This window comes from Psychromonas arctica, from assembly GCF_036697365.1.
GTDB classification, from domain to species: Bacteria; Pseudomonadota; Gammaproteobacteria; order Enterobacterales; family Psychromonadaceae; genus Psychromonas; species Psychromonas arctica_A.
Genome location: NZ_JBAHZA010000001.1, coordinates 351,892 through 374,999, shown reverse-complemented (window position 1 = coordinate 374,999; position 23,108 = coordinate 351,892). Strand labels below are relative to the sequence as shown.

Annotated in this window: 20 protein-coding genes; 11 read left to right on the top strand and 9 right to left on the bottom strand. The window is 37.1% G+C overall.

Translation table 11 applies throughout. The features are described 5' to 3' along the window. Positions 1-48 precede the first annotated feature (48 nt). Positions 49-699: a TetR/AcrR family transcriptional regulator gene (locus V5290_RS01615; protein ID WP_333381050.1), complete on the bottom strand. Its 651-nt coding sequence runs from the start codon at positions 697-699 to the stop codon at positions 49-51. 291 nt (positions 700-990) lie between these two features. On the opposite strand from V5290_RS01615, the gene V5290_RS01610 reads away from it, so the two are divergent. From V5290_RS01610 to V5290_RS01580, 7 genes are all read left to right on the top strand, one after another. Next, positions 991-2,343 carry an NAD(P)-dependent oxidoreductase gene (locus V5290_RS01610; RefSeq protein ID WP_333381276.1) on the top strand — a complete coding sequence of 451 codons (1,353 nt, stop codon included), beginning with the start codon at positions 991-993 and terminating at the stop codon, positions 2,341-2,343. Between the two features lies 1 nt (position 2,344). Then, positions 2,345-3,619, top strand: coding sequence for an NAD-dependent dihydropyrimidine dehydrogenase subunit PreA (preA, locus tag V5290_RS01605; RefSeq protein ID WP_333381048.1), 1,275 nt, complete (start codon positions 2,345-2,347; stop codon positions 3,617-3,619). A 32-nt stretch (positions 3,620-3,651) separates the two neighbouring features. Next, a complete protein-coding gene (locus V5290_RS01600) occupies positions 3,652-4,989 on the top strand; it encodes an aspartate aminotransferase family protein (protein ID WP_333381047.1) in 1,338 nt (445 codons plus the stop codon). Positions 4,990-5,026: 37 nt separating this feature from the next. After that, positions 5,027-6,520 (top strand): CoA-acylating methylmalonate-semialdehyde dehydrogenase, encoded by a 1,494-nt coding sequence (locus V5290_RS01595; protein WP_333381045.1) that lies wholly within the window; start codon positions 5,027-5,029, stop codon positions 6,518-6,520. A 282-nt stretch (positions 6,521-6,802) separates the two neighbouring features. Beyond that, positions 6,803-7,228, top strand: a complete 426-nt coding sequence (locus V5290_RS01590; RefSeq protein ID WP_333381043.1) for a hypothetical protein — start codon at positions 6,803-6,805, stop codon at positions 7,226-7,228. 374 nt (positions 7,229-7,602) lie between these two features. Further along, complete coding sequence (locus V5290_RS01585; RefSeq protein ID WP_333381041.1) at positions 7,603-9,489, top strand: hypothetical protein; 1,887 nt, start codon at positions 7,603-7,605, stop codon at positions 9,487-9,489. A gap of 178 nt (positions 9,490-9,667) precedes the next feature. After that, positions 9,668-10,534 carry a carboxylate/amino acid/amine transporter gene (locus V5290_RS01580; protein WP_333381039.1) on the top strand — a complete coding sequence of 289 codons (867 nt, stop codon included), beginning with the start codon at positions 9,668-9,670 and terminating at the stop codon, positions 10,532-10,534. Between the two features lie 52 nt (positions 10,535-10,586). On the opposite strand, the gene V5290_RS01575 is transcribed toward V5290_RS01580, so the two are convergent. The 5 genes from V5290_RS01575 to V5290_RS01555 all read right to left on the bottom strand — a co-directional run bounded on the left by V5290_RS01575 (position 10,587) and on the right by V5290_RS01555 (position 14,633). Next, positions 10,587-11,651, bottom strand: a complete 1,065-nt coding sequence (locus V5290_RS01575; protein ID WP_333381036.1) for a PepSY domain-containing protein — start codon at positions 11,649-11,651, stop codon at positions 10,587-10,589. Next, on the bottom strand, positions 11,651-11,938 hold the full coding sequence (locus V5290_RS01570; protein WP_333381034.1) for a PepSY domain-containing protein: 288 nt from the start codon (positions 11,936-11,938) through the stop codon (positions 11,651-11,653). The genes V5290_RS01575 and V5290_RS01570 overlap by 1 nt, the downstream gene beginning before the upstream one ends. A 226-nt stretch (positions 11,939-12,164) precedes the next feature. Continuing rightward, positions 12,165-12,980 carry a mechanosensitive ion channel family protein gene (locus tag V5290_RS01565; protein ID WP_333381032.1) on the bottom strand — a complete coding sequence of 272 codons (816 nt, stop codon included), beginning with the start codon at positions 12,978-12,980 and terminating at the stop codon, positions 12,165-12,167. A 301-nt stretch (positions 12,981-13,281) separates the two neighbouring features. Next, positions 13,282-13,572: a hypothetical protein gene (locus V5290_RS01560; RefSeq protein ID WP_333381030.1), complete on the bottom strand. Its 291-nt coding sequence runs from the start codon at positions 13,570-13,572 to the stop codon at positions 13,282-13,284. Positions 13,573-13,577: 5 nt separating this feature from the next. Next, positions 13,578-14,633, bottom strand: a complete 1,056-nt coding sequence (locus V5290_RS01555; RefSeq protein WP_333381028.1) for a YHYH protein — start codon at positions 14,631-14,633, stop codon at positions 13,578-13,580. Between the two features lie 498 nt (positions 14,634-15,131). Here V5290_RS01555 and V5290_RS01550 point away from each other — a divergent pair, with 498 nt between their 5' ends. Continuing rightward, positions 15,132-15,977, top strand: a complete 846-nt coding sequence (locus V5290_RS01550) for a DMT family transporter (protein WP_333381026.1) — start codon at positions 15,132-15,134, stop codon at positions 15,975-15,977. A gap of 70 nt (positions 15,978-16,047) precedes the next feature. Here the strand turns inward: V5290_RS01550 and V5290_RS01545 are convergent, their stop codons facing one another. The 3 genes from V5290_RS01545 to V5290_RS01535 form a co-directional block, all read right to left on the bottom strand. Next, positions 16,048-16,968, bottom strand: a complete 921-nt coding sequence (locus tag V5290_RS01545) for a bile acid:sodium symporter family protein (protein WP_333381024.1) — start codon at positions 16,966-16,968, stop codon at positions 16,048-16,050. Positions 16,969-17,362: 394 nt separating this feature from the next. Then, complete coding sequence (locus V5290_RS01540) at positions 17,363-18,025, bottom strand: DUF3047 domain-containing protein (protein WP_333381022.1); 663 nt, start codon at positions 18,023-18,025, stop codon at positions 17,363-17,365. Between the two features lie 166 nt (positions 18,026-18,191). Continuing rightward, complete coding sequence (locus V5290_RS01535; protein ID WP_333381020.1) at positions 18,192-19,388, bottom strand: MFS transporter; 1,197 nt, start codon at positions 19,386-19,388, stop codon at positions 18,192-18,194. Positions 19,389-19,784: 396 nt separating this feature from the next. On the opposite strand from V5290_RS01535, the gene V5290_RS01530 reads away from it, so the two are divergent. From V5290_RS01530 to V5290_RS01520, 3 genes are read left to right on the top strand one after another with little or no spacing between them, the layout of a single operon-like run. Beyond that, the gene (locus tag V5290_RS01530; protein WP_333381019.1) at positions 19,785-20,594 is read left to right on the top strand and encodes a phosphate/phosphite/phosphonate ABC transporter substrate-binding protein; all 810 of its coding nucleotides are present in this window, start codon (positions 19,785-19,787) and stop codon (positions 20,592-20,594) included. Between the two features lie 17 nt (positions 20,595-20,611). Further along, positions 20,612-22,708: an ATP-binding protein gene (locus V5290_RS01525; protein WP_333381017.1), complete on the top strand. Its 2,097-nt coding sequence runs from the start codon at positions 20,612-20,614 to the stop codon at positions 22,706-22,708. A gap of 3 nt (positions 22,709-22,711) precedes the next feature. After that, positions 22,712-23,083, top strand: coding sequence for a response regulator (locus tag V5290_RS01520; protein WP_333381015.1), 372 nt, complete (start codon positions 22,712-22,714; stop codon positions 23,081-23,083). Positions 23,084-23,108: the final 25 nt, after the last annotated feature.

Here is a 23,108-nt window from a genome sequence, read left to right as displayed (position 1 = left end):
ACATTGTGAATTAGGCAATAAAACTTAATTTACAATGTGTTATCGTTTTTAAAGTTGCTTGATTCCGCAACCTCTTAATACAACTTGTGTGATCAGTTCTGCACCAGTTTCAAAGTCATTATCATCTAATTCCGCTTTCCCCATTAATATACTACTTTGTAGGCCATAGTCAGCATAGGCCTGTGTGGATGACCAAATCATAAACAGTAAATGCTCTGGACTAATAGGGTTCATCCATTGTTTCGCTATCCACTCACGAATCACCTGGCAAGTACTAATAAACTGTATCTTCAGGTCAGTTTGTAATTTTTCACGTAAAAATGGCGCTCCGTGAAGTAATTCAGAAGCAAATATACGCGAAGCATTAGAGTGCTCTTTAGATTGTCTGATTTTAAGAAGAATATAGTGTCTGAGCGCTTCTTTAGGGTGCTGTTCTGCAGTCATCTCTTCCATATCTACTAACCAAATTTTTAAGATTTGGCTAAGTACTTCTTTATAAAGTACTTCTTTAGTTTTGAAATAGTAGAGAATATTGGATTTTGGTAGATTAGCTTGATCGGCAATAGAAGAAATAGTCGTTCCGTTATAACCAAACTCGGCAAAGCGCTGTTCCGCCACGGTTAAAATTAACTGTAGATTACCTTTACGAATATCGGCTGATTTTCGACGTTTGACTACGCTTTTTTTAATGTCATTCATTAATGCTTCTCCGCACTGTTATATCGCAACAGCCTTGTCATGGTGCAGTATTACTCCACATTCACATCTTAGATCGAAGTGATTATTATTTAAAGGCTTATAAGCGATCTCTACGATTAATATAAGCTTAATTTTTATACTAAGCAAAACAATCGCTTAGCTTCATGTTTGTTTTTTAATCTAACTTGTTGACTCCGCGGTCAGGTAGTTGGCTTGTTGTTTGCATTGTCTCAAGAGTTAATCATAAAAAGATAGTGCATCATTAAATTATAAATAGGAGAGGTTATAGTGATGAATATGGACAATTCAGTAAACTATTCACAGCAACAATTAGCATTAGACCAAATGTTTAAAGATATCAATCCAGCTTTGAGTGCTCGTCAAGCAGGCATCGAAAGCTCGCGTTGTTATTATTGTTATGATGCACCTTGTATTAAGGCATGCCCATCGAAAATTAATATTCCCAGTTTCATTGCTAGCATCCATGCGGATGATTTAACTGGTGCAGCTAAAACTATTTATAAAGAAAATATTATGGGTGGAAGTTGCGCTCGCGTTTGCCCAACAGAGATTCTTTGTGAGCAAGCCTGTGTTCGTAATCATGAAGCTGAACAGTCGCCAGTTAAAATTGGTTTGTTGCAACGACATGCGACAGATAATGCAGAATTTGAAGGTCACCCTTTTGAGCGAGCTGAAAGTACTGGTAAAAAAATAGCAGTGGTTGGTGCTGGACCTGCAGGTTTGAGCTGTGCACATCGTTTATCACTGTTAGGTAATGAAGTTGAAGTGTTTGAAGCGCAGCAAAAAGCAGGGGGCTTAAACGAATACGGTATTGCTAAATATAAGTTGACTGAAAATTTTGCTCAAGAAGAAGTAGATTTCATCTTAAGCATTGGTGGAATTACTGTGCATTACGACAGAGCCTTAGGAAAAGATATTAGTTTATCGACACTCAAAGATGAGTTTGATGCTGTATTTCTCAGTATCGGTTTACAAGACACTTCTTCGCTTTATTTAGAGCATGAAGATAATGATTCTGTTTTAAATTCAGTTGATTTTATTAAAGAGTTACGCCAAGCCACAGATATCGATCAGTTAGACATTCCAAAAGACAGTGCCGTTGTGATTGGTGCCGGTAACACCGCTATTGACATAGCTTGTCAATTAAAACGTTTAGGCACAGAAGAAGTTACTTTGGTTTATCGCCGTGGTGAAGCACAAATGAGTGCTACAGGGCATGAACAACAAATTGCTAAAAATCACCAAGTCCGCATTAAAACATGGAGCCAGCCAGAAAAAATTAATCTTGATGATCAAGGTAAATTAAGTTCTATGACTTTCAGTAAAACTTACCTCGATGAAGGCAAACTAAAAAGTACAGAGGAGCAGTTTGAAGTCGCTTGTAGTGCAGTGTTCAAAGCGGTGGGCCAAAAAATGGCTTACCCACAGACTGAACAGCTCATTCCCACTATTAGTAACGGTAAAGTCGCTACTTTCCATAATCAATTAACTAGCATTGAAGGAGTCTTTGCTGGTGGTGATTGTACTGGAGTAGGGCAAGACTTAACTGTTGAAGCTGTTCAACAGGGAAAATTAGCGGCACTCGCAATTCATCAAGAACTAACTTCATCTGAGGAGAAGTAACATGGCTGATTTATCAATAGATTTTGTAGGAATAAAAGCACCCAATCCATTTTGGTTAGCCTCTGCGCCACCAACTGATAAAGCATATAACGTGGAGCGAGCTTTTGAAGCTGGCTGGGGCGGTGTTGTTTGGAAAACTTTAGGTGAAGATCCTGCTGCTGTGAATGTTTCATCTCGCTATTCTGCACTTTATGATCATAACGGTGAAGTGTCTGGTTTTAATAATATTGAATTGATCACTGACCGTAGTTTAGAGATTAATCTGCGAGAAATTGAAGCGGTGAAAAAAAGTTGGCCTGACCGTGCTTTAGTTGTGTCGTTAATGATGCCTTGCGAAGAGCAAATTTGGAAAACTATCTTAAAGCAAGTAGAAGCAACAGGCGCAGATGGTATTGAACTTAATTTTGGTTGTCCTCATGGTATGCCTGAACGTGGTATGGGTGCCGCTGTTGGCCAGGTTCCTGAATATGTTGAGATGGTAACGCGCTGGTGTAAAGAGCACAGCAAAATGCCAGTCATTGTTAAGCTAACACCGAATATTACTGATGTACGTTTCCCTGCTCGTGCGGCAAAAAGCGGAGGCGCTGACGCAGTGTCTTTAATTAATACCATTAACTCTATTACTAGTATTGACCTTGATGCAATGGCGGCACGTCCGATTGTTGATGGTAAAAGTACACACGGTGGTTATTGTGGTCCCGCTGTTAAACCAATTGCATTAAATATGGTAGGAGAAATTGCACGTGATCCAGAAACTGCAGGTTTACCTATTTCTGGAATAGGCGGCATTGGTAACTGGCGTGATGCCGCTGAGTTTATCTCTCTAGGTGCAGGCTCTGTACAGGTTTGTACTGCTGCAATGATTTACGGCTTTAACATTGTTACTGAAATGAAAGAAGGCCTATCAAACTGGATGGACAGTAAAGGCTACGAAAGCATTGAGGATTTTAAAGGTTTGGCTGTACCTAACACGACAGACTGGAAAAAACTCAATATGAATTACAAGGTAGTTGCAACTATCGATGAAGATAAATGTATTGGTTGTGGTCGTTGTTACCAAGCCTGTGAAGACACGTCACACCAAGCTATCGAAGTGACTGCAAATGAAGATGGTACCAATAGTTTTGGCATTATTGATGATAACTGTGTGGGTTGTAACCTTTGTGAAATTACTTGTCCTGTTGATGACTGTATCACCATGGATGAGCGTTCAAAAGGCCAACCATATATGAACTGGATGCAAGATGAGCGTAACCCGCATCGCGAAGAAGCTTAATAGATTATTCGATAGATTTTTTGAGGTGAATTATGAATAAAAAACAAGTTAATCATAGCCTGACACAGTCGCAATTAGATGCACATTGGATGCCGTACTCTGCAAACCGAGAATTCAAAAAAGATCCTCGAATTATTGCCTCTGCGTCTGGTCGTTACTTTACTGATGATGCGGGTCGTAAAATTTTTGATGGATTATCCGGCCTTTGGTGCACTGGTTTAGGGCATGGGCGTCCAGAGATTGCTGAAGCAGTCAGCAAACAATTAAAAACCTTGGATTATTCCCCAGGTTTTCAATTTGGTCATGAAAAGTCATTTCAATTGGCTGAAAAAATTACTGAGTTTATGCCCCAAGGCTTAAATCGGGTTTTTTATACAGGCTCAGGCTCTGAAGCGGCAGAAACCTCGTTAAAAATGGCGCGTGGTTATTGGCGTAAAAAAGGGCAAGCGACTAAGACTAAATTAATTGGTCGTGGCTTAGGCTATCACGGTAGTAATTTTGGCGGCATCTCCGTCGGCGGTATTGGCGGAAATCGAGCCATGTTTGGCCCTGCTGTTGAAGCTGATCATCTTCGCCACACTATGCTGCCAGAAAATATATTTAGTAAAGGACAACCAGAAAACGGTAAAGCGTTAGCGGAAGAGTTATTGGATGTTATTGCATTACATGACGCGTCTAATATCGCTGCAGTGATCGTGGAGCCGTTATCTGGCTCTGCTGGTGTGATCCCTCCACCTGTTGGTTACTTGGATCGCCTACGTGAAATTTGCACCGATAATAATATTCTACTGATATTTGATGAAGTAATTTGTAGTTTTGGACGAATGGGGGCAAAAACGGGTTCGGAAGCTTTTGGTGTCGTACCGGATATGATCAATATCGCTAAACAAGTTACTAATGGTGCTATCCCGATGGGAGCTGTGGTAGCTAAGCAAGAGATTTACGATACCTATATGGATAACAGTGGTGGTGAACATATGATTGAATTTCCACATGGTTATACCTATTCAGCTCACCCTGTTGCTTGTGCCGCAGGTTTAGAGACATTAGATCTTTTACAGCAAGAAAAGCTGCCAGAAAGAGTGAAAGCGATGAGCGATTATTTCCAACAGGCTGTACATAGTTTAAAAGGTTGTAAACATATTGTAGATATTCGTAATTATGGTTTTGCTGCTGGCTTTACTATTGCGCCGAATAACGGCGACCCTGCATTAAGACCTTACCAAATTGGTATGAAAATGTGGCAAAAGGGTTTTTTCATTCGTTATGGCGGAGCCACTATCCAACTCGGTTTACCCTTCACCACTGAAAAATCTGAAATTGACTCTTTAATAAATGCGTTAGGCGAAACATTTAACGAAATAGCTTAAAAAATTAATAGCGTGGTAAACCCACATGGAGATTGTTATGACACAAATAGTAGGCCATTTTATTGATGGTGAAGTAGTAGAAGATAGTAGCCGCACGCAAGATGTATTTGACCCAGCACTGGGTGAAGTTGCAACACAAGTTGCTTTAGCTTCAAAGGATACGGTGGAAATGGCGATAGCCTCTGCTCAAAAAGCTTTTCCGGAATGGCGAAACACTCCACCTTTAAAACGTGCACGCATTATGTTCCGCTTTAAAGAGTTGTTGGAAGAAAATAGAGATAAAATTTGTCATCTGTTAGGTAAAGAGCACGGAAAAATTTTGCACGATGCGGCAGGTGAGTTACAGCGTGGTATTGAGAACGTTGAATATGCTTGTGGTGCACCTGAATTGTTAAAAGGTGAATACAGTAAAAATGCTGGACCCAATGTCGATTCTTGGAGTGAATTACAATCGATCGGTGTAGTAGCTGGGATTACGCCTTTTAACTTTCCCGCTATGGTGCCGATGTGGATGTTTCCATTAGCCATTGTGTGCGGCAACTGTTTTATTTTGAAACCCTCCGAAAGAAACCCAAGTGCACCATTATTTTTAGCGCAGTTATTACATCAAGCGGGTTTACCTAAAGGTGTATTGAATGTAGTAAATGGTGATAAACAAGCTGTCGATGCTATTCTAGAAGATAAGCGAGTTAAAGCGGTTAGTTTTGTGGGATCAACTCCGATTGCTGAGCATATTTATACCAAGGCAACGGCAAGTGGTAAACGCTGCCAAGCATTAGGCGGGGCTAAAAACCACGCGATTATTATGCCAGATGCCGATATGGATAATGCGGTTAATCAATTATTAGGCGCAGCCTTTGGTTCATCCGGCGAGCGCTGTATGGCTTTGTCTGTGGTAGTTGCTGTAGGTGATAAAGCCGCTGATGCATTGATTGAGAAAATGACCACTGCCATGCAGAGCTTAAAAGTAGGGGTGTTTGATAATACTGATAATGATTTTGGTCCTGTTATTACAAAACAGCATCAAGAAAAAGTAGTGGGTTACATTGATAGCGCTGAAGCAGATGGCGCACAAATTGTTGTCGATGGTCGTGACCTAAAAGTTGAAGGTTATGAAAAGGGTTACTTTGTTGGTGCGACCTTAATTGATAACGTTCAAGCTGAGATGGATAGCTATAAAGCTGAAATATTCGGTCCTGTATTACAAGTCATGCGTGTTGAGTCTATGGAGCAGGCGATGCAGTTAATCAATGACCATGAATACGGCAATGGTACTTGCATATTCACCCGTGACGGCGAAGCTGCTCGATATTTTTCAGATAATATTGAAGTGGGTATGGTTGGAATTAACGTACCATTGCCTGTTCCAGTTGCCTACCATAGTTTTGGTGGTTGGAAACGTTCACTGTTTGGTGATTTAAGTGCCTACGGTCCAGATGGTGTTAAGTTCTACACAAAACGTAAAACCATTACGCAACGCTGGCCATCAAGTGGGGTAAGAGAAGGGGCGAGCTTTGCTTTCCCTAGTTAAGTAATAGTCAACGACTCTAAAATTATACCCATAAAAATAAAAGCCCTTGTTTGTTAAATGCAAACAAGGGCTTTTTGTTATTTTATTAAACATTTTTAGGTTATTAATTATATAATTTTATTTATCTTTTAATAATTTATTGATTTTAAATGCGAGTTATATACTCTTGCGCAGCTATTTTCTAAATAGTATTTACAGTAGTTTTTCATTAGAAATTCGACAATTACATTAATACGTAAGTTATGAGTATTTTATAACTTAAAGATTTAAGGACAAACACAAGTGAAATTAATAAACGGACTAACGGTAATTCTAACAGTCTTAATACTATCTGGCTGTGCAAGAGGGTTGAACTCTGTAGAAAAAAAAGAATATGCAGCTTTTGAACAAGACGGAGTATTAATTGAAGAAAAAAATCCTACTGTTGGGGCAGTTTTAGGTATTTTACCTGGTTTTGGCTCTTTTTACGCAGGTGAACCTGGCTTAGGAGTAATAAACTTACTATTTTGGCCTGTTTCTGTATTGTGGGATCCTGTTAGTGGTTATGACGGTTCTATGTCTATCAATTATGCAGTGACTAAATATCAATTGCGTAAAGATAAAGAAAAAAAGCTTAGTATATTGGCTGATAAATTGGTAACAAATCAAATTGATAGTAATCAGTATCTTGCTGAAAAAACTGCTATTGAACAGCAATATAATTATTAATACTTTATTAATATATAAGTAATAAAAATGCCGCTCTTGAGCGGCATTAATCATCGCCACCAAGTATTGGTATTTCAAGGTAAGTTTTGCCGGTAATTCAAATTGGTCTATTTTGTGCCCCCACATCTAATTAAACTTATCTGTATAGATACTAGGTGCAACGATAATTTTACCCCCTGCGCTTGCATCTTCTAAGACATCTTCTAATTCACTTGTAGTATCGATATTAAAAATTTTAAGTTTACTTTTTATTGAATATAAATAATTGATCTATAAAGCTTTGAAATTAGTAAAAAATGTAAATTTATTAGTGTTTTGCTTCCCTAATTAATATATTGATAACTATTATCATTATTGTAGGTGTAAAGAAAAATATGGATATTAAGTTAACTAAGCTGTTGGTATTAAGCACATCATTTGTATTGATGACTGCTTGTAACGATGAATCAACAGAATTATCTGATGTCATTAATGGGCAACTAGAAGTGGCTGTTTCTGGTTTAAGTTATGCTACTGATACACTTTATGGCACAACCGATGAATCTGGATCATTTGAGTATAGAGACGGTGAAACAATCACTTTTAGTCTTGCGGGTTATAACTTGTCTGCTGTAGCTGCAGACTCAACTATTTATATTTCTGATTTAGTGGAAGAAAGTAGTGCTCGTCAAACGCAATCGATAAAGCTGTTAAAAATGATGCTAGCGTTAGACGATGATAACGACATTTATAATGGCCTAAGCTTGGATATTAGTGTTTTAGGCGATGAAGAACTAGATTTTATTGATATTTCTGATGCTGACTTTGATCAAGCAACAAGTTCGGTGACTAATACTACAGTATTTGCTTATGCGAAAAATATGAATTTAGGAAGTTATACGACTTTATCAGCTGGTAATCATCATACTCTTGGATTAACAGCTGCGGGCAAACCTTTTAGTTTTGGTGAAAATTATGGTGGTGTTGTTTATGCTGAGTCACCAAGTCGCTACTGTGGTAGTGAATTAAGGTTAAAATTAGGTAGAGAGTCTGACACTGACCTTGAACCTGGTACAGAGTTAAATAAAGAAGGAAATGATAGTTATACTGATGAAGAGAATGCCTGTTATATCGAAGGTAATATTGCACGTCAATATGGTCTTTATAATGCAAATTCAGGTTGGGTAACTTTAAGCGATGATTCTTTAACGTTTAATCGTATTTCAACAGATCAAACAGATGGTGCAATGGTTACCGAGGATGGCCGTTTATTTGTTTTTGGTGCGAATACTTTAGGTGGATTAGGTTTAGGCAATAGTGCTCCAGTAACATTTCCAACGGAAGTCGTATTACCTAATGATGATTTAGCGATTTATGCAACTTCTGGAAGCGCTAACACATATGTCCTTACTCGTTCTGGTAATGTCTATTCTTCTGGAGACAATGGTAATTTGCAATTAGGTCGATTAGATGATGCTTCGGATGATCAAACCACCTTTGGTTTAGTGTTAATTTCTGAACCCGTAGTCGATATTGCAGTTCGTGATTATACCGTTTATGCATTAACGGAAACAGGTGATGTTTATTCTTGGGGCAATAACTCTAGTAAAGGTGAGCTTGGTGACGGTAGTGTCAGTGTGGATCGTTCAACACCTCTAAAAATATTAGAAGGCAAAAATATTGTTGTTATTGAAGCAGGGGCAGACTTTGGTTTAGCTGTGGATAATGATGGTGTAGTTTATGGCTGGGGCAACAATACTTATGGAGCGCTAGCACAAGGAACTGCAGAGTTAAGTGGCTCTATCTACAAAGTGTTTGATGTTGAAAGTGTATTGATACCTGAAGTTATTGATCATTTGTCTACAGGCTCTGGTGCGTTAGGTACAGATCGTATCATTGCTTTCCAAGGTGGTAGTCGTAATGCCAGTGCTTTAACTGAAGCTGGCGATATCTATTCTTGGGGTGATATGGGGACTGGTTATATGGGTAATGGTTATGAAGTTGATAGCTCTGGCATTGAACGTCAAATATCAGTAGAGGCTGTTAAGAATACAACTTTAGATGAAGAATTTATTGTATCTATGAGTGCTAATACATCAAGTCATTTTGCAGTTACAAAAGACAATATTGTTTATGCTTGGGGGTCAGGTAGTGATGGGCGATTAGCAGTTGAGCAAGATGTTTGTGAAGAGACCAATACAAATTTATACGATGGCACAGCATCATCAACTGTTTGTTATTCTCCTATTGAAGTAGATGTAATCCCTATAAATTCACTTTAAGATTATTTGATTTTATAAAAGGTTTTAACTTGATTGTTAAAGCCTTTTCATTTTAATTGACTATAGAAAGTCACAGTTAAATATCTGATTAACGTGATAAACTGAATTTCTTTTTGTAGGTTTCGTTTGTGTATACTCCATTACGAAATTTTACTAATTATTTTCAAATGGATTTACTATGGCTTATTTATTATCGGTAACCCTACTTTGGGCGTTCTCTTTTAGTTTGATTGGCGTATATTTGGCTGGTCAGGTCGATGCTTGGTTTAGTGTGTTTATTCGTATTGCGTTAGCGGCATTAATTTTCCTCCCTTTTTTAAAAATAAAGCAAGTTGATAAGCCTTTGGCTGTTCGTATTATGATGATAGGTGCGGTCCAGTTAGGGGTTATGTATGTCTTTTATTACCACTCTTTTTTGTATTTATCGGTACCAGAAGTGTTGTTATTTTCGGTCATGACACCCATTTATGTCACTTTACTGAATGATGCGTTGGATAAGCGCTTTAAGCCTCAATTTTTTCTCGTTGCTGTTATTTCTGTAGTAGGAGCTGTGGCTATTCGTTACGGTAATATTAGCAGTGACTTTTGGTTTGGTTTGTTATTAGTGCAAGGCGCTAATCTTTGTTTTGCGATAGGGCAGGTGGCGTATAGTCGCTTAATGTCTAAAAGTGAGTTAGACCATAAAACAGTTTTTGGCTGGTTTTTTATTGGTGCTCTGTGTGTGGCTACGGTTTGTTATGTTTTGTTTGGTGACGCTAGTAAGCTACCAACAACAAATACACAATGGGGGATATTGCTTTACCTGGGTACTGTTGCATCTGGTCTTGGTTATTTTGCTTGGAATAAGGGGGCAACCATGGTCAATGTGGGAACTTTAGCTATTATGAATAACTTGTTAATTCCAGCTGGCATTATAGTTAATTTACTTATTTGGAATAAACAAGCTGATTTACTGAGGTTAAGTATTGGTGCAGTTATCATTGTTAGCGCGTTAATTCTCAATCATTATTTAAACAAAAGAGTAGCAATTAGCTCTACGATATAACCTTTATATGCGTTAACCAAGCAACTAGAGCTTGGTTAACGTTAAGGGCTATTTAATCAAATAGAGCTCTTGTTCTAGGCGAGACAAATAATATAATTCGATCCAATATTAAAACAGTAACTATTGCGGCCGCTGCAAGTGGAAATAATAGTGAGATTGGTAATAATAACCAAGTGGCTTGTTTCCAACGTTTTAGGTTCTTAGGTTTTTGAGGCGCTGCTAATAGCATTTTTCCTTGTGGTCGACGCATCCACCACATTACAACACCTGTTATAGATATCAATAAGATAGATAAACAAAATAAGGTGTTAACTATATAATTCCAAATTCCCCATTGTCCCATGTGTAAAGAAATACCGACTGCCATTGATTTTGCAGCTAAACTATATTCTTCATAACCAATATCGGCTAATACTTTACCTGAGTATTGATCAAAATGAACAGTACGATCGTCAGTTGCATTCTCAATATCTTTACTCATAGAACTGGCTGAAGTGGTATAAACACCTGTTTCACTTGATGGAAAAAACACTTGAAATTGAGTGAAACCTAGAGCTTGTGATTGCTTAATAATACTATCAATACTTATTTGTTGAGTTGTCTTGGTTTTTTCAGACTCAGGTAATAAAGACTGCTCTAACCCCCAAGGGATTTGTTTTAATCCTGGTACATTTAAACTTTCGTGAGTGATAGTTGATGAAACACTGCTTGCACTTTTTTGCATTGGAAAAGTGCTCCAGGCTTGTAACATTGAGCCTCCCCAAACACTTGCCCAAGCTAAGCCTGATACACAGAAAAATAATAAGATTGCTGAAATCCAGACTCCGATTACTGAATGCAAATCACGCCAAAAAGCGCGCCCTTTATTTGCGGTTATGGAGAGTGCCTCTTTAAGTGTTTTACCCGACTCAGGCCACCATAAGTAAATACCTGTGATGACTAATAAAATAGTAAAACTAACTGCAATTTCAATCATTTTATCACCAGTATCTCCAATCATGAAGGTACCATGTGTTTCGTCAGCCCACGCATAAAGCGAGTCTGAGATTGAGAGTTCTCCTAAAACTTTTGCTTGGTAAGGGTCTACGAAAACCGTTAAAGCTTCATCATTATGCATTATTTGGAAGCGTGTTGAATCATTAGGGCTGCGCGGAGAGTGTATAGATTAATAACATCATCAGGGTAAGCCTGAGCAACCAATGATTTTTGTGCTGAGTAGGTAATAGGCGATTGAGTCACTTGTTCAACTTGATATAAATCTTGATTTGTCCACTTTTCAACAACAGGGGAGTAAAGCATTAATAAACCAGTTACGGCGAGCATCATTAGGAATGGAATTGTGTAAAGCCCTGCATAAAAATGCCAGCGCCAAACTGACATATAGAAAGATTTTGGGTTACTCATAGAAGTCCTTGAAAGAGTGGTATTTTTCATTATTTTTAAACTATTCGGTTCAATGATTGAATTAGGTTTTAAAGTAATAAAGTTAATGATTTAGTAGTTAGAAACGGGGCCAAATTATACGTGATTATTTATTTAATTAATTGAAAAATTGGTCCTAATTTTAATTTTTAGTCATAAAAAAACCGAATGCAATACATTCGGTTTTTGGATGAAATCTTAAATAAGATTAACCTTGTTTGTGTACATGCACATCCATTTGTGGGAATGGAATGCTAAGGCCTTCATTTGCGAATGTTTTATATACATTTTCATTCATATCGAAGAATACACCCCAGTAATCTGGTGCTTGAACCCATGCACGAACAGTGAAGTTCACTGAGCTATCAGCTAGTGCAGAGACAACAATAACAACTTCAGGATCTTTAAGGATACGTGTATCAGCATCACACATTTGTTTGATTACTGCGCGTGCTTTATCGATGTCATCACCGTAAGCAATACCAATTGTCCAATCTACACGACGTTTTTCTTCCGTTGAAAAGTTAGTCATTGAACCAGTTGATAGACCACCATTTGGTAAGATGATTGTTTTATTATCACCTGTTTTTAAGATAGTGTTGAAAATTTGAATTTCACGAACTGTACCTGCATGGCCTTGTGCGTCGATGAAGTCACCTACTTTGAATGGCTTAAATAGTAAGATCATTACACCACCTGCAAAGTTTTGCAGTGTACCTGATAATGCCATACCAACTGCTAAACCAGCAGCAGCTAAAATTGCAACAAATGATGTCATTTCAATACCAAGCATACCTAGTACAGTAATACCTAGCATCACCTTCAAGATCATACCTGTTAAGCTATGTAAAAACGGCTTTAACGAAGCATCAACTTTGCTTTTAGTCATTATTTTATCTAAACCACTTAAAAGTAGTTTAATAATCCAAGAACCTACTATCCAAACTACTATTGCAGCAATTAGTTTAGGTCCATATATCAGCGCAATTTCTGTTGCTGAATCAATCATTCCATTTGCGTCCATCTTTCTTTCCTTAGTTTTAGAAGTACATAAAATTGACAATGTATAGAAAACTGTGAAATACATCCAGTACTGAATCGAATTAATACTGCAGGTAGTGAGCTATATCATATTTGTACATATAATTGACACTTTTTTGCTCGGGTATCACTCCAAAAGTAATATTTTCACGAGATAAAAATAGATTTAAAGTCGTTTATTGAACTCTCGGATATTTAATTAAACAAAAAAAAGACACTATAAACGTCTGTTCATAGTGTCTTTATTTATCATCGTAGTTATAAGTATTGTTAGCTTTTAAAAGTTAGTCATGTTTATGCGTTATTTCAGAGTCATTTGTTTCATTGACAACTTTTTGAATTGGTTGGTTCCTAACACACATCAGCGCTGTTGACATATATTGGCATGTACCAATATATAAATCATCGTGCACCCCTTCATATTGACACGCTTGTGAACGTGCTTTTTCAGTGCAGGCTGCTAATGCCAACTTATTCAAAGGCCCTGAATGTGCAAAAGCAACATTAGATACACCGAATAATATTGCAGTTAGCCATAATAAAGACCATTGACGTTTTAATGTTCTATTCATCATGGTGCTTACTCTTCAGGTCTTGGTGGGCGTTTGCCATCCTGTGGACCACCATCTGGTGGGCCACCTGCCGCTTGGACTGTTTCACCGTGCATACAACCGATAAACATATTTTCGCTTGGACTTGCTGCATGGTAATGGTAACCACGAATTGCATCAGTTGTACCACGACACTCATCAAGCATCTCTTCTTCGCCTTGCGCATTTTTCATTGCGTATATTGGATATCCGTCCATAGCATAACCAATTAATGGTGCATGCCCATCATCGCTGGCTTCAGATTTATCAGTACAGCCATTTGTTGAGTGGTAGTGGTAACCTTGATGAACATTAATATGTCCACCACAATCATCAAATGCAGCAATGGTATAACTACCTAAAATGGCATCAATTGGTGCAGGACCAGATAATTCAGCGCCATCAAGTGCAATACCTACAGTATGAACTCGACCAGTCGTTTTTGTTGCTGGAATCGGTGTGGTCGGAATTAAGTAAGTCACACTAAAATCATCGTCAAGATAAGCAAGTTGACATTCGATACAGTTTTGCTTGTATTGCTCTTCAACGTCCGGACGAGCTGCACCTAAACAAGCAGCTTTAGTTGCTGTATATCGTACTTTGTTAGTTTTTGCATCGTATACAGCCCACTTATCATCTTCGTAATACTCATCTAATTTTAAGATAAACTCACCGGTAATATCGACTAACTCTCCTGAGCCTTCTTTGCTAAACCATTTTCCGCCATCTTCTGGGCCATCACTGGTCGTTCTTGGGCAAAATGGACCTGGTTCCCTGCCTGCTGGTGCGCCAGATGTAACGAATTTGTAGCAGGTTGTTTCTGTTCCCTCTGCTGTTGTGCAATCTACTATGGTTGGTTCTTCAACAAATGCCCCTTCTTTAAACATCGAAAGGCTGATTCCTTGAGTTACGTGATTAGCTTTAGTGGTTGGCGTGGTTGTTTCTGTCGTCGATTTTACTTCTGTTTCGCTGTTACATCCAACTAAAGTGACTAATGCACTAAAGGCAACGAGTCCTGTTAATAGTCGCTTTCTTGTTAAGCTCATGATGAGATCCTTTTTGTTAAGGGCATTAATTTTGATACATCTTATTGATTAATAATCAGCATCAGATTACATGACATATTAAATTAAGATTGTGATATGTGGAATTATTTTGAAAAAGAACATACCATTATTTACTCTCAATTATAGTGATATCTGGGTTAATAAAAGGTTAATATTCGCTATTAATAGACCATTTTATACCTTAAAAACTATTTTAACTTTTCAAACACTTGCAAAAAAAGCGTTTACCAATCCTGACATAGTCATAATAGGCTCTCTTAGGTAGAGGGTTTAATATCAAACTAATATAATGATAATTATTAAGTATTAACGCATAATGTCACTTTTTACAAAGCCATCTATTAAAAGCAACCTCTCCATTTTGTTAGGTTGCTTTTGTATTTTTATTTTAGCGTATTTGTATTAATTAGCGCCTTATGTTTGATATATAAAATATAGTCGTTAACTATTACCGATAACCATTGCAAAGAGAAAATTATGCGTGGAGAAATCCATTTAGTCTTAGCGACCATGCTTGCCGGTATTGGTTGGATCGCCTCAAAACTAGTAATAACAGGGGTGCCTGGAGATTTGTTTATTGCAGCTCGTTTTTTAATCGCTAGTTTTATTTTATTGCCTTTTTGCTATAAAAGTATCTACCGTTTAACAATGCATCAAATCTTATCTGTATGTGGTGTTGGCCTAATGTTAACGCTAGGCATACAGGTTTGGATCTACGCGGTATCAATTACTAATAGCCTTTCCGAAGGAGCATTTATCATGAGTTTAGCGATGATTATTGCCCCTTTTACTGCTTGGCTATTTTTTAGAGAAAAACCCAAACGCGCATTTTGGATTGCTTTACCTATCTCGGTTATTGGCATGATGTTATTAACGTTGGGAAATGGTTGGAAAGTGGAGAGTAGCCAATGGTGTTTCTTATTATCATCTGCACTTTTTTCTGTTCATTTTATTTTTAATAAACGTGTCACTAATACAGTTAAACCTTTAGTTTCTATTTATTTTCAATTATTAACCGTTGGAGTGGTGAGCTTTGTTTATGTCTTGTTAACTGAAGAGGTTACATATCAACTGAATGACACGGTGGTTTTTTGGTTTATTGTTTCAACCTTAATTGCAACTTCTATTCGTTATCTTTTTCAAAGCGTTGGACAATTTTCAGTAAAGATTGAAACTGCAGCACTGATTATGATTTTAGAGCCTATCTGGACTTTATTATTAAGCATAAGCATGTTGGGTGAAGAAATTAAACTGCAAAAACTATTAGGGGCAGCAGTTATTTTCTTGTCTTTATTTGTTTATGTGAAATTATCGAGGAGATAGTTTTCTAGTAATGGGGTGTGATGACTTAGAACTAGCTACTAATTGAGCTAGTTCTGATTTAATCAAAGAGTTAAGCTTTATCTTCTCCGGAGTTACGTGACCAATAACCCGCTAATAAAGAACCGCTAATGTTATGCCATACTGAGAAAATTGTACCGGCAATCGCTGCCGTTGGTGCAAAAAACTTCATGGCTAATGCTGCTGCTAATCCTGAATTTTGCAAGCCCACTTCAAAAGCGATGGTGCGGCATACTCTTTCTTCGAAACCGAGTTTTTTAGTAATAAAATAACCTGCTAGTAAACCAAATGAGTTATGTAAGATAACCGCTATTGCGACCATTGGACCAACAGTGACTAAGTTATCAACGTTTAGCGCTACCACGATTGCAATGATCACGACAATTGCAGCCATTGAAACTAGTGGCAAGATTGGTGCAATAAAGGTAATTGGTTTATGTAAAAAGGTGTTAATTACTACGCCTAATATAACTGGAATTAATACAATCTTAACTAAACTAATGATCATACCAGTGACTGGAATATCAATAGCTTTACCTGCGAGTAACTCAACTAACAGTGGAGTGAAAATTACACTTAATAAAGTGCTGATAGCAGTCATCGAGATTGATAAAGCAACGTCACCCTTGGCTAAAAAGCACATCACGTTACTACTTGTTCCACCTGCAACAGCACCAACAAGAACTAAACCAACGGTTAAATTAGCATCAAAATTAAGCAATAATGCAATAGCTAAAGCGACGATTGGCATCACTGTAAATTGTAATATCACCCCGACAGTGACGGCTTTCCTATTTTTACTTACTTGTGCAAAATCTTTAGCAGTTAAGGTTAAGCCCATTGCTAACATAATAAGGGTTAACAAAGGGACTATATAAGCCTTTAAAGCGATAAATAAGCTTGGTTGTAAAAAAGCTAATACAGATAATGCGATAGCCCAAATAGGGAATAAGTTAGTTATTGTTGCGATCATAATGGTTCCAATTTTATAGCAGCTATACTCATTAAATGATCTACTTTACAGATTCAGATTACTTACTCTATGTTGTAAGCTTATTGTTAATAATAACCTTTAAAGTATTATTATTCCTGATGACTAGGTTATCAAATACTCAAATAAATTAGTTTCCAAAAGCCATCCGCTTACGTTATGTATTGAGTCATTTTCCTAGGTAGCAATTTAAATCGTTTAGTTAATATAACTGGTGTTAGGTATGTTAAGGATAGTGAGAATAAACAGTTGATTTTAAATATGCAATATAGGTTTTCTTAATATGTGAATTGATGAAGTGAAAGTGGGTAGAGCCACTTTAGGTTAAATTGAAGTGGCTCCAGGATTCAAGGTTTATAGTAAGATTAAGGAGAAATCATTGAGCACTAAAACTAATATCACCATAATAAGATTCAGCTTGACCACCACTGTTATCAGTGTCTGTCATGATCGCAATCACATCAATATAACGATAAGCTTTTAGATTCTTTTGTTCACTGCCTTTATCTCCAAATTGCTCTATTAAATCTTGGTAAACATTACGTTTTTCTTGATACCACTGGTTTATATTCGCTTGTTGACCACGTACCGCAATCATTTTCACTCTATCGCCAATAAAAGCGTTATTCCATACTGTACCTTGAGCTTGATTACTAGACCAAACATAACTTAAACATTTACTACTCCAAATTGCAAAGCCGCCATCGATGATAATATAAATTCTAGCGACATAATCATCACCTGATTTTGTTTGTTCATCTAACCCTGATAGTTTAGAGGTTGTTAGCCAATCCCATTTTATAAATGGTGTTTTTAATAGATCAATGCGTTTCTTTAATACTAATCCTGAGGCACTGTTATTACTTTGTGCTTTAAGTACTGAGCGCTGATCATACTCGACTATATTGTAAGTGGATTGGCCTTCAAAGGATTCTTCTTCCCAATTCGTTAGGTCATTATTGGCAAAGGAGCTTATCTCAGTTACTGCGCTGGCTTGCAAGCTGATTAGAATACAGAATAGTAGTGATATTATTCTCATATTATTTCTCTTGAAATGGTTGATAGAGTGACATATTAGCCCTCTACAAAGTAGCAGTGCAATGTACTTTTAATAAAATGAGAATCTATTGATTAATACGCGAGATAGTCTTTACTGGCAGGTTGTTGATAAGCCTCTTTCAATAGAAGATAGAAAGAGGCCTCTTTTAGGATGTTAACATAGACTGGTTTTTACGACTAAGTTGAAAGTAACTCAATCCCCACATAATAAACCCACCTAAGAATAGCGCTGCTGCGACATAACCTGTTTGATTTGGTTGTGCTCCTTGTGCAATGGCTAATCCTCCGACCCAAGGTCCAATTGCATTGGCAATATTAAATGCACATTGTACTAATGCTCCAATCATTGCATGGCCATCAGGAGAAACATCCATTAGTAACGTTTGAATTAATGTTGCTAATCCGATACTACAACCAATTAAAAATATCACCGCATATAATTGCCAGATATTATGGCTCGCACCTACGTACATCAGGGCGAAAATAATGGTGAAGACTAAGCTTAATCCCGTTGCTTTGATTGCTGAACCATCGGCTGCTTTACCTAAGAAATAATTACCAATAGTACAACCGATGCCGAACATTACCATGGCAATAGAAATCGTATAAGCAGGGCTGTGTGTTACATCTAAGATAGTATCTGCGATATAGGTATAGATGCAAAATACACCGCCAAACCCGACAATGACTATCCCTAAAATAGACCAGACTAGTTTATCTTTTAATACACTCAATTCATTCAGCAGGTTTGAAGGTTTATTGTTATCGATATTTGGTACGACAAAGTAAACCAAAACAAGGGCTATTAAGGATAAAACTGAGGCGCCTGCCAAACAGTATCGCCAACTTAAATTTTGGCCAACTAGCGTTACTAAGGGAACGCCTACAATAGTAGCTATAGTTAATCCCATGAATATTTTAGACATAAAAGTTGCGCGTTTACCTTTTGGCGCAATATCAGCCGCTAAGAGAATTGCAGCACCAAAATAAGCACCATGGGGTAAACCACTTAAAAACCTAAATAAAATAAGTTGGTTCAAAGAGGTGGAAAGAGCACTTAATCCATTGGCTATAAACATTAGGCTTAAAAAAATCAATAAGGCTTTGCGTTTACGCATATTAGCAGTCGTTAGCATCAAAATTGGCGCGCCTACCACAACACCCATAGCATAAGCACTAATGGCATAACCTGATTCAGTTGGCGAAACATTAAAAGTTTCACTGATCAAAGGTAACATTGGCATCATTGAAAATTCAGTAAGGCCGAGTATAAAAGTGCCCAGCGCGAGGACTACCATGATAGCAACTCGATTAATGGGATATGCTGTTTGACCTGAGATCATAATTTTCCTTTCTACTAGTTAGTGATATATCGCCAATTGACTCATTTAACACTTGCTAGATCTCATTATTTTATAAAGCTAAATAGTAATGGGAAATGTGACGTTAGTCACCTAAATTTTTAAATGCTATGCAGGAGTAGAGGGTCTTAAGCCACTATTTATAAATATCCATAAAAGTAATTTATTTATATAGATCATCACATTTTTTACCTTAAGTCAGTGGTGAGCTTTATATTTTAATCTACACTTAAGGGGTAATTTTTATATTTATAAATGATCTGGCATTGTATTTGTGTCGTATTGAATTCCTGCGATTTATTTAAGTTTGAGCAAAGGAGAAATGGCTCAAGGGAAACGTGGTCATTAGAATTTTCATTCACATAGGAGGTGATTGATATGCAAGCACTGTTTATTGCATCAATTATGATGTTTTTTTCAAGTACTGTCTTAGCCGAAGGTAAAATTTTAAAGCTTGGTGTTGTTCCGCAACAATCGGCTTCTAATCTAGCAAAAGCCTGGCTACCATTAACCCTTTCTTTATCTGAGAAAACCGGCTATCAAATTCGTTTTGCTACAGCACCCAATATCCCTGAGTTTGAAAAACGAGTAGCCGCTGGTGAGTATGATATTACTTACTTAAATCCTTATCATTACACAGTATTTAGTCAATCCATCGGTTTACGTGCCATTGCTCGACAAAAAGATAAACGCATTCATGGCATTATAGTAGTGCGTAAAGACAGTGATATTTCAAGTTTATCTATGTTGTCTGGTGTAGAGATAGCTTTTCCTGCACCTGCTGCCTTTGCTGCAACTGTATTACCTCAAGCTCATCTTCGTCTCGAAGAGGTATCATTTATGCCACAATATGTTTCGTCTCATGATTCTGTTTACAGTGGTGTTGTAAAAGGGTTATTTCTTGCTGGTGGGGGGATTGACCGAACTTTATCTACTTTTCCTAAAGCGCAGTCAGATAAATTAAAAGTGATATGGCGCTCGGAAGGTTATACACCACACGCATTTGCAGTTTCTGCTGATTTAAGTGATGAAGAAACGGATCGTATTCAAAGTGCATTATTATCGTTAAATCATCAAGAGGATGGTATGAAAATATTGACGAGATTGGGCTTCAAAACAGGGCTAATGAAAAGTGAAGATAAAGATTGGGATGATGTACGTTCTTTAAAAATTGATTTATTGAATTGATCAGAGAAGCAATCATTATGTTAAATTTTAAACTCTCTTTTAAAATGAAAACAATTTTTGGCATTGCCATTATTGAAACTTTTTTTCTTTTTATATTAGTGTTAAATAGCCGATCAATTCTTTATGAAACAATTGAATTAGACATTAAAGATCAAGCTAATAATATTTCTACCCTATTAGCGACAGCCTCTGTTGATGCCGTCGTATCACAAGATATTGCTACACTAGATTCTATTTTGAACTCTACTATTGCCACCTCTAAAATATTGTATATTCGGATTTTGGGCCTCGACGAAGTGTTAGCTGAGGTCGGTAATCAGCATTTCTTAAATCAACCTTTTAAGGAAGATAATTCGATTGTTGATACTGAAACTGATGGGACTTACGATGCTTATGCCAATATCATGATCGATGGATATCAGTTTGGTCGAGTAGAAATTGGACTATCTATCGAAGAACAGCACTCGATTATTGATCAAGCAACCAGCCACCTGTCTACTATTGCTTTTGTTGAAATGTTATTCGTTGCTTTATTCTCATTGTTATTGGGCGTGGCATTAACGAAACGGTTAATTTTGTTGCAAGAAGCAACATTAAAAATGTCACAGGGAGAAACTGGATTACAGGTTCCAATTAAAGGCAGTGATGAAGTAACGAATGTATCTAAAGCATTTAATTTAATGTCTAAAAAAATAGGGCAAGTTACTCAAAAATTAAAATCAGATAATTCGCGTATGGACACGATAATGAATACGGTCACTGATGGAATTTTTATGATGAGTATTGAGGGTGATATTCATTCTATGAATCGTTCTGCTTGTCGACTGTTTGGTCTTAAAGAAAACTTAATAGTAGAACAGAGTATTTTTAATCTCATTCCTAAATTTAATTTAAATGGGATTATTAATTCAAAAGAGAAACATATACAAAATGTGGAAGGGCTTACCTTAAAAAGTAAGAACGTCGCTCTCGAAATACATTGCAATCAGATGGAGTTTGATAATCAGCAATATATTGTGGGTGTGATTCGTGATATGACTGAAATTAATCGACTTCAATATGAACTTCAGGCTGTGTTTAATTTGAGCCCTAATGGCTTTTTAATATTAGCTAACGACTTAAGTATTTCTTATGTTAATCCTGCATTTTATTCTATGTTTTCTATTGCACCTGAACGCTGTGAATTAGGTGGGAATAATTGGGCTTGTTTTACTGAGTTAATCCATAATTCCATCGATTATAACCATCATATGGATTTATCATTATTAGATGAGTTATTAACTGAAAATATTTTGTATTTAAAATCACCCGTTGAGAAAGTTCTAACTATTTCCCGTCGAAAAATTGATCAAGCTAATCCTGATTCATCAGATATTCTGTTTTTTATTGATATCACCCATTTAACAATTGTGGACAAGATGAAAAGTGACTTTTTAACTACGGCTGCTCATGAATTACGTACTCCTTTAGCAAGTATTTGTGGTTTTTCCGAACTATTATTAGCTAGAGAATACGATAAAGAGACCGCTGATGAGATGCACAACATTATTCATCGTCAATCTCTTAACTTAAAGCACCTATTGGATGAATTGTTAGATTTATCGCGAATTGAAGCAAGAGCTGGGAAAGGGTTTAATCTTTCTATACAGGATATTGAAAGTGTTATTAAAGCATCGTGCGTTGAAGTTGAGGGGGCCTTTAAAGGTCGAAAAGCTATTATTAACCCATTAGTCCCATGGCCAACTACGCTTGCTTTTGATATTGATAAAATACGACAAGTGTTAAAGAATTTATTAAGCAATGCGTTCAAGTATTCATCTAAAGATATCACTTTATCAACTAGTTTAAGGGAAGAGCTGGGCAAGACTTATTTTGGTATTAGTATTATTGATAAGGGCATTGGTATGACACCTCATCAATTATCACGTTTAGGCGAGCGTTTTTACCGCGCCGATGAGTCGGGTGCTACACCTGGCAGTGGTCTTGGAGTTGCTTTAGTTAATGAAATTATATCCATCCACGGTGGTAAAACGGAATATAGCAGTGAAAGTGGTCAAGGCATGACTGCAACATTTTGGTTACCATTAACTGTTAATAAATGTATTAAGGATTAAGTAATGAATAAAAAAAGAGTACTTATTGTGGATGACCAAGGCGAATTAAGAAAATTAGTTCGAATGACTTTAGAGTTTGGTGGTTATGAATTGCATGAAGCCGGTTATGGGGAACGGGCATTGGATCTAGCTGAGGTTATTCAGCCTGATCTGGTTATTTTAGATGTCATGATGCCAGGCGAAATAGATGGTTATCAAGTGTGTAAGAAACTAAAAAGTGGCGCTTTTGAAAAAGTGCCTTATGTGATCTTATTAACTGCAAAAGGCCAAAGCTCAGATCTAGATGAAGGGAGTAATGCTGGCGCTGATGATTATTTAATTAAACCTTTTAGTCCATTACAACTGATCGACACCGTAAAGTTAGCGTTACAATAATGAGTTGTTAGTCGACTCTAGGGGA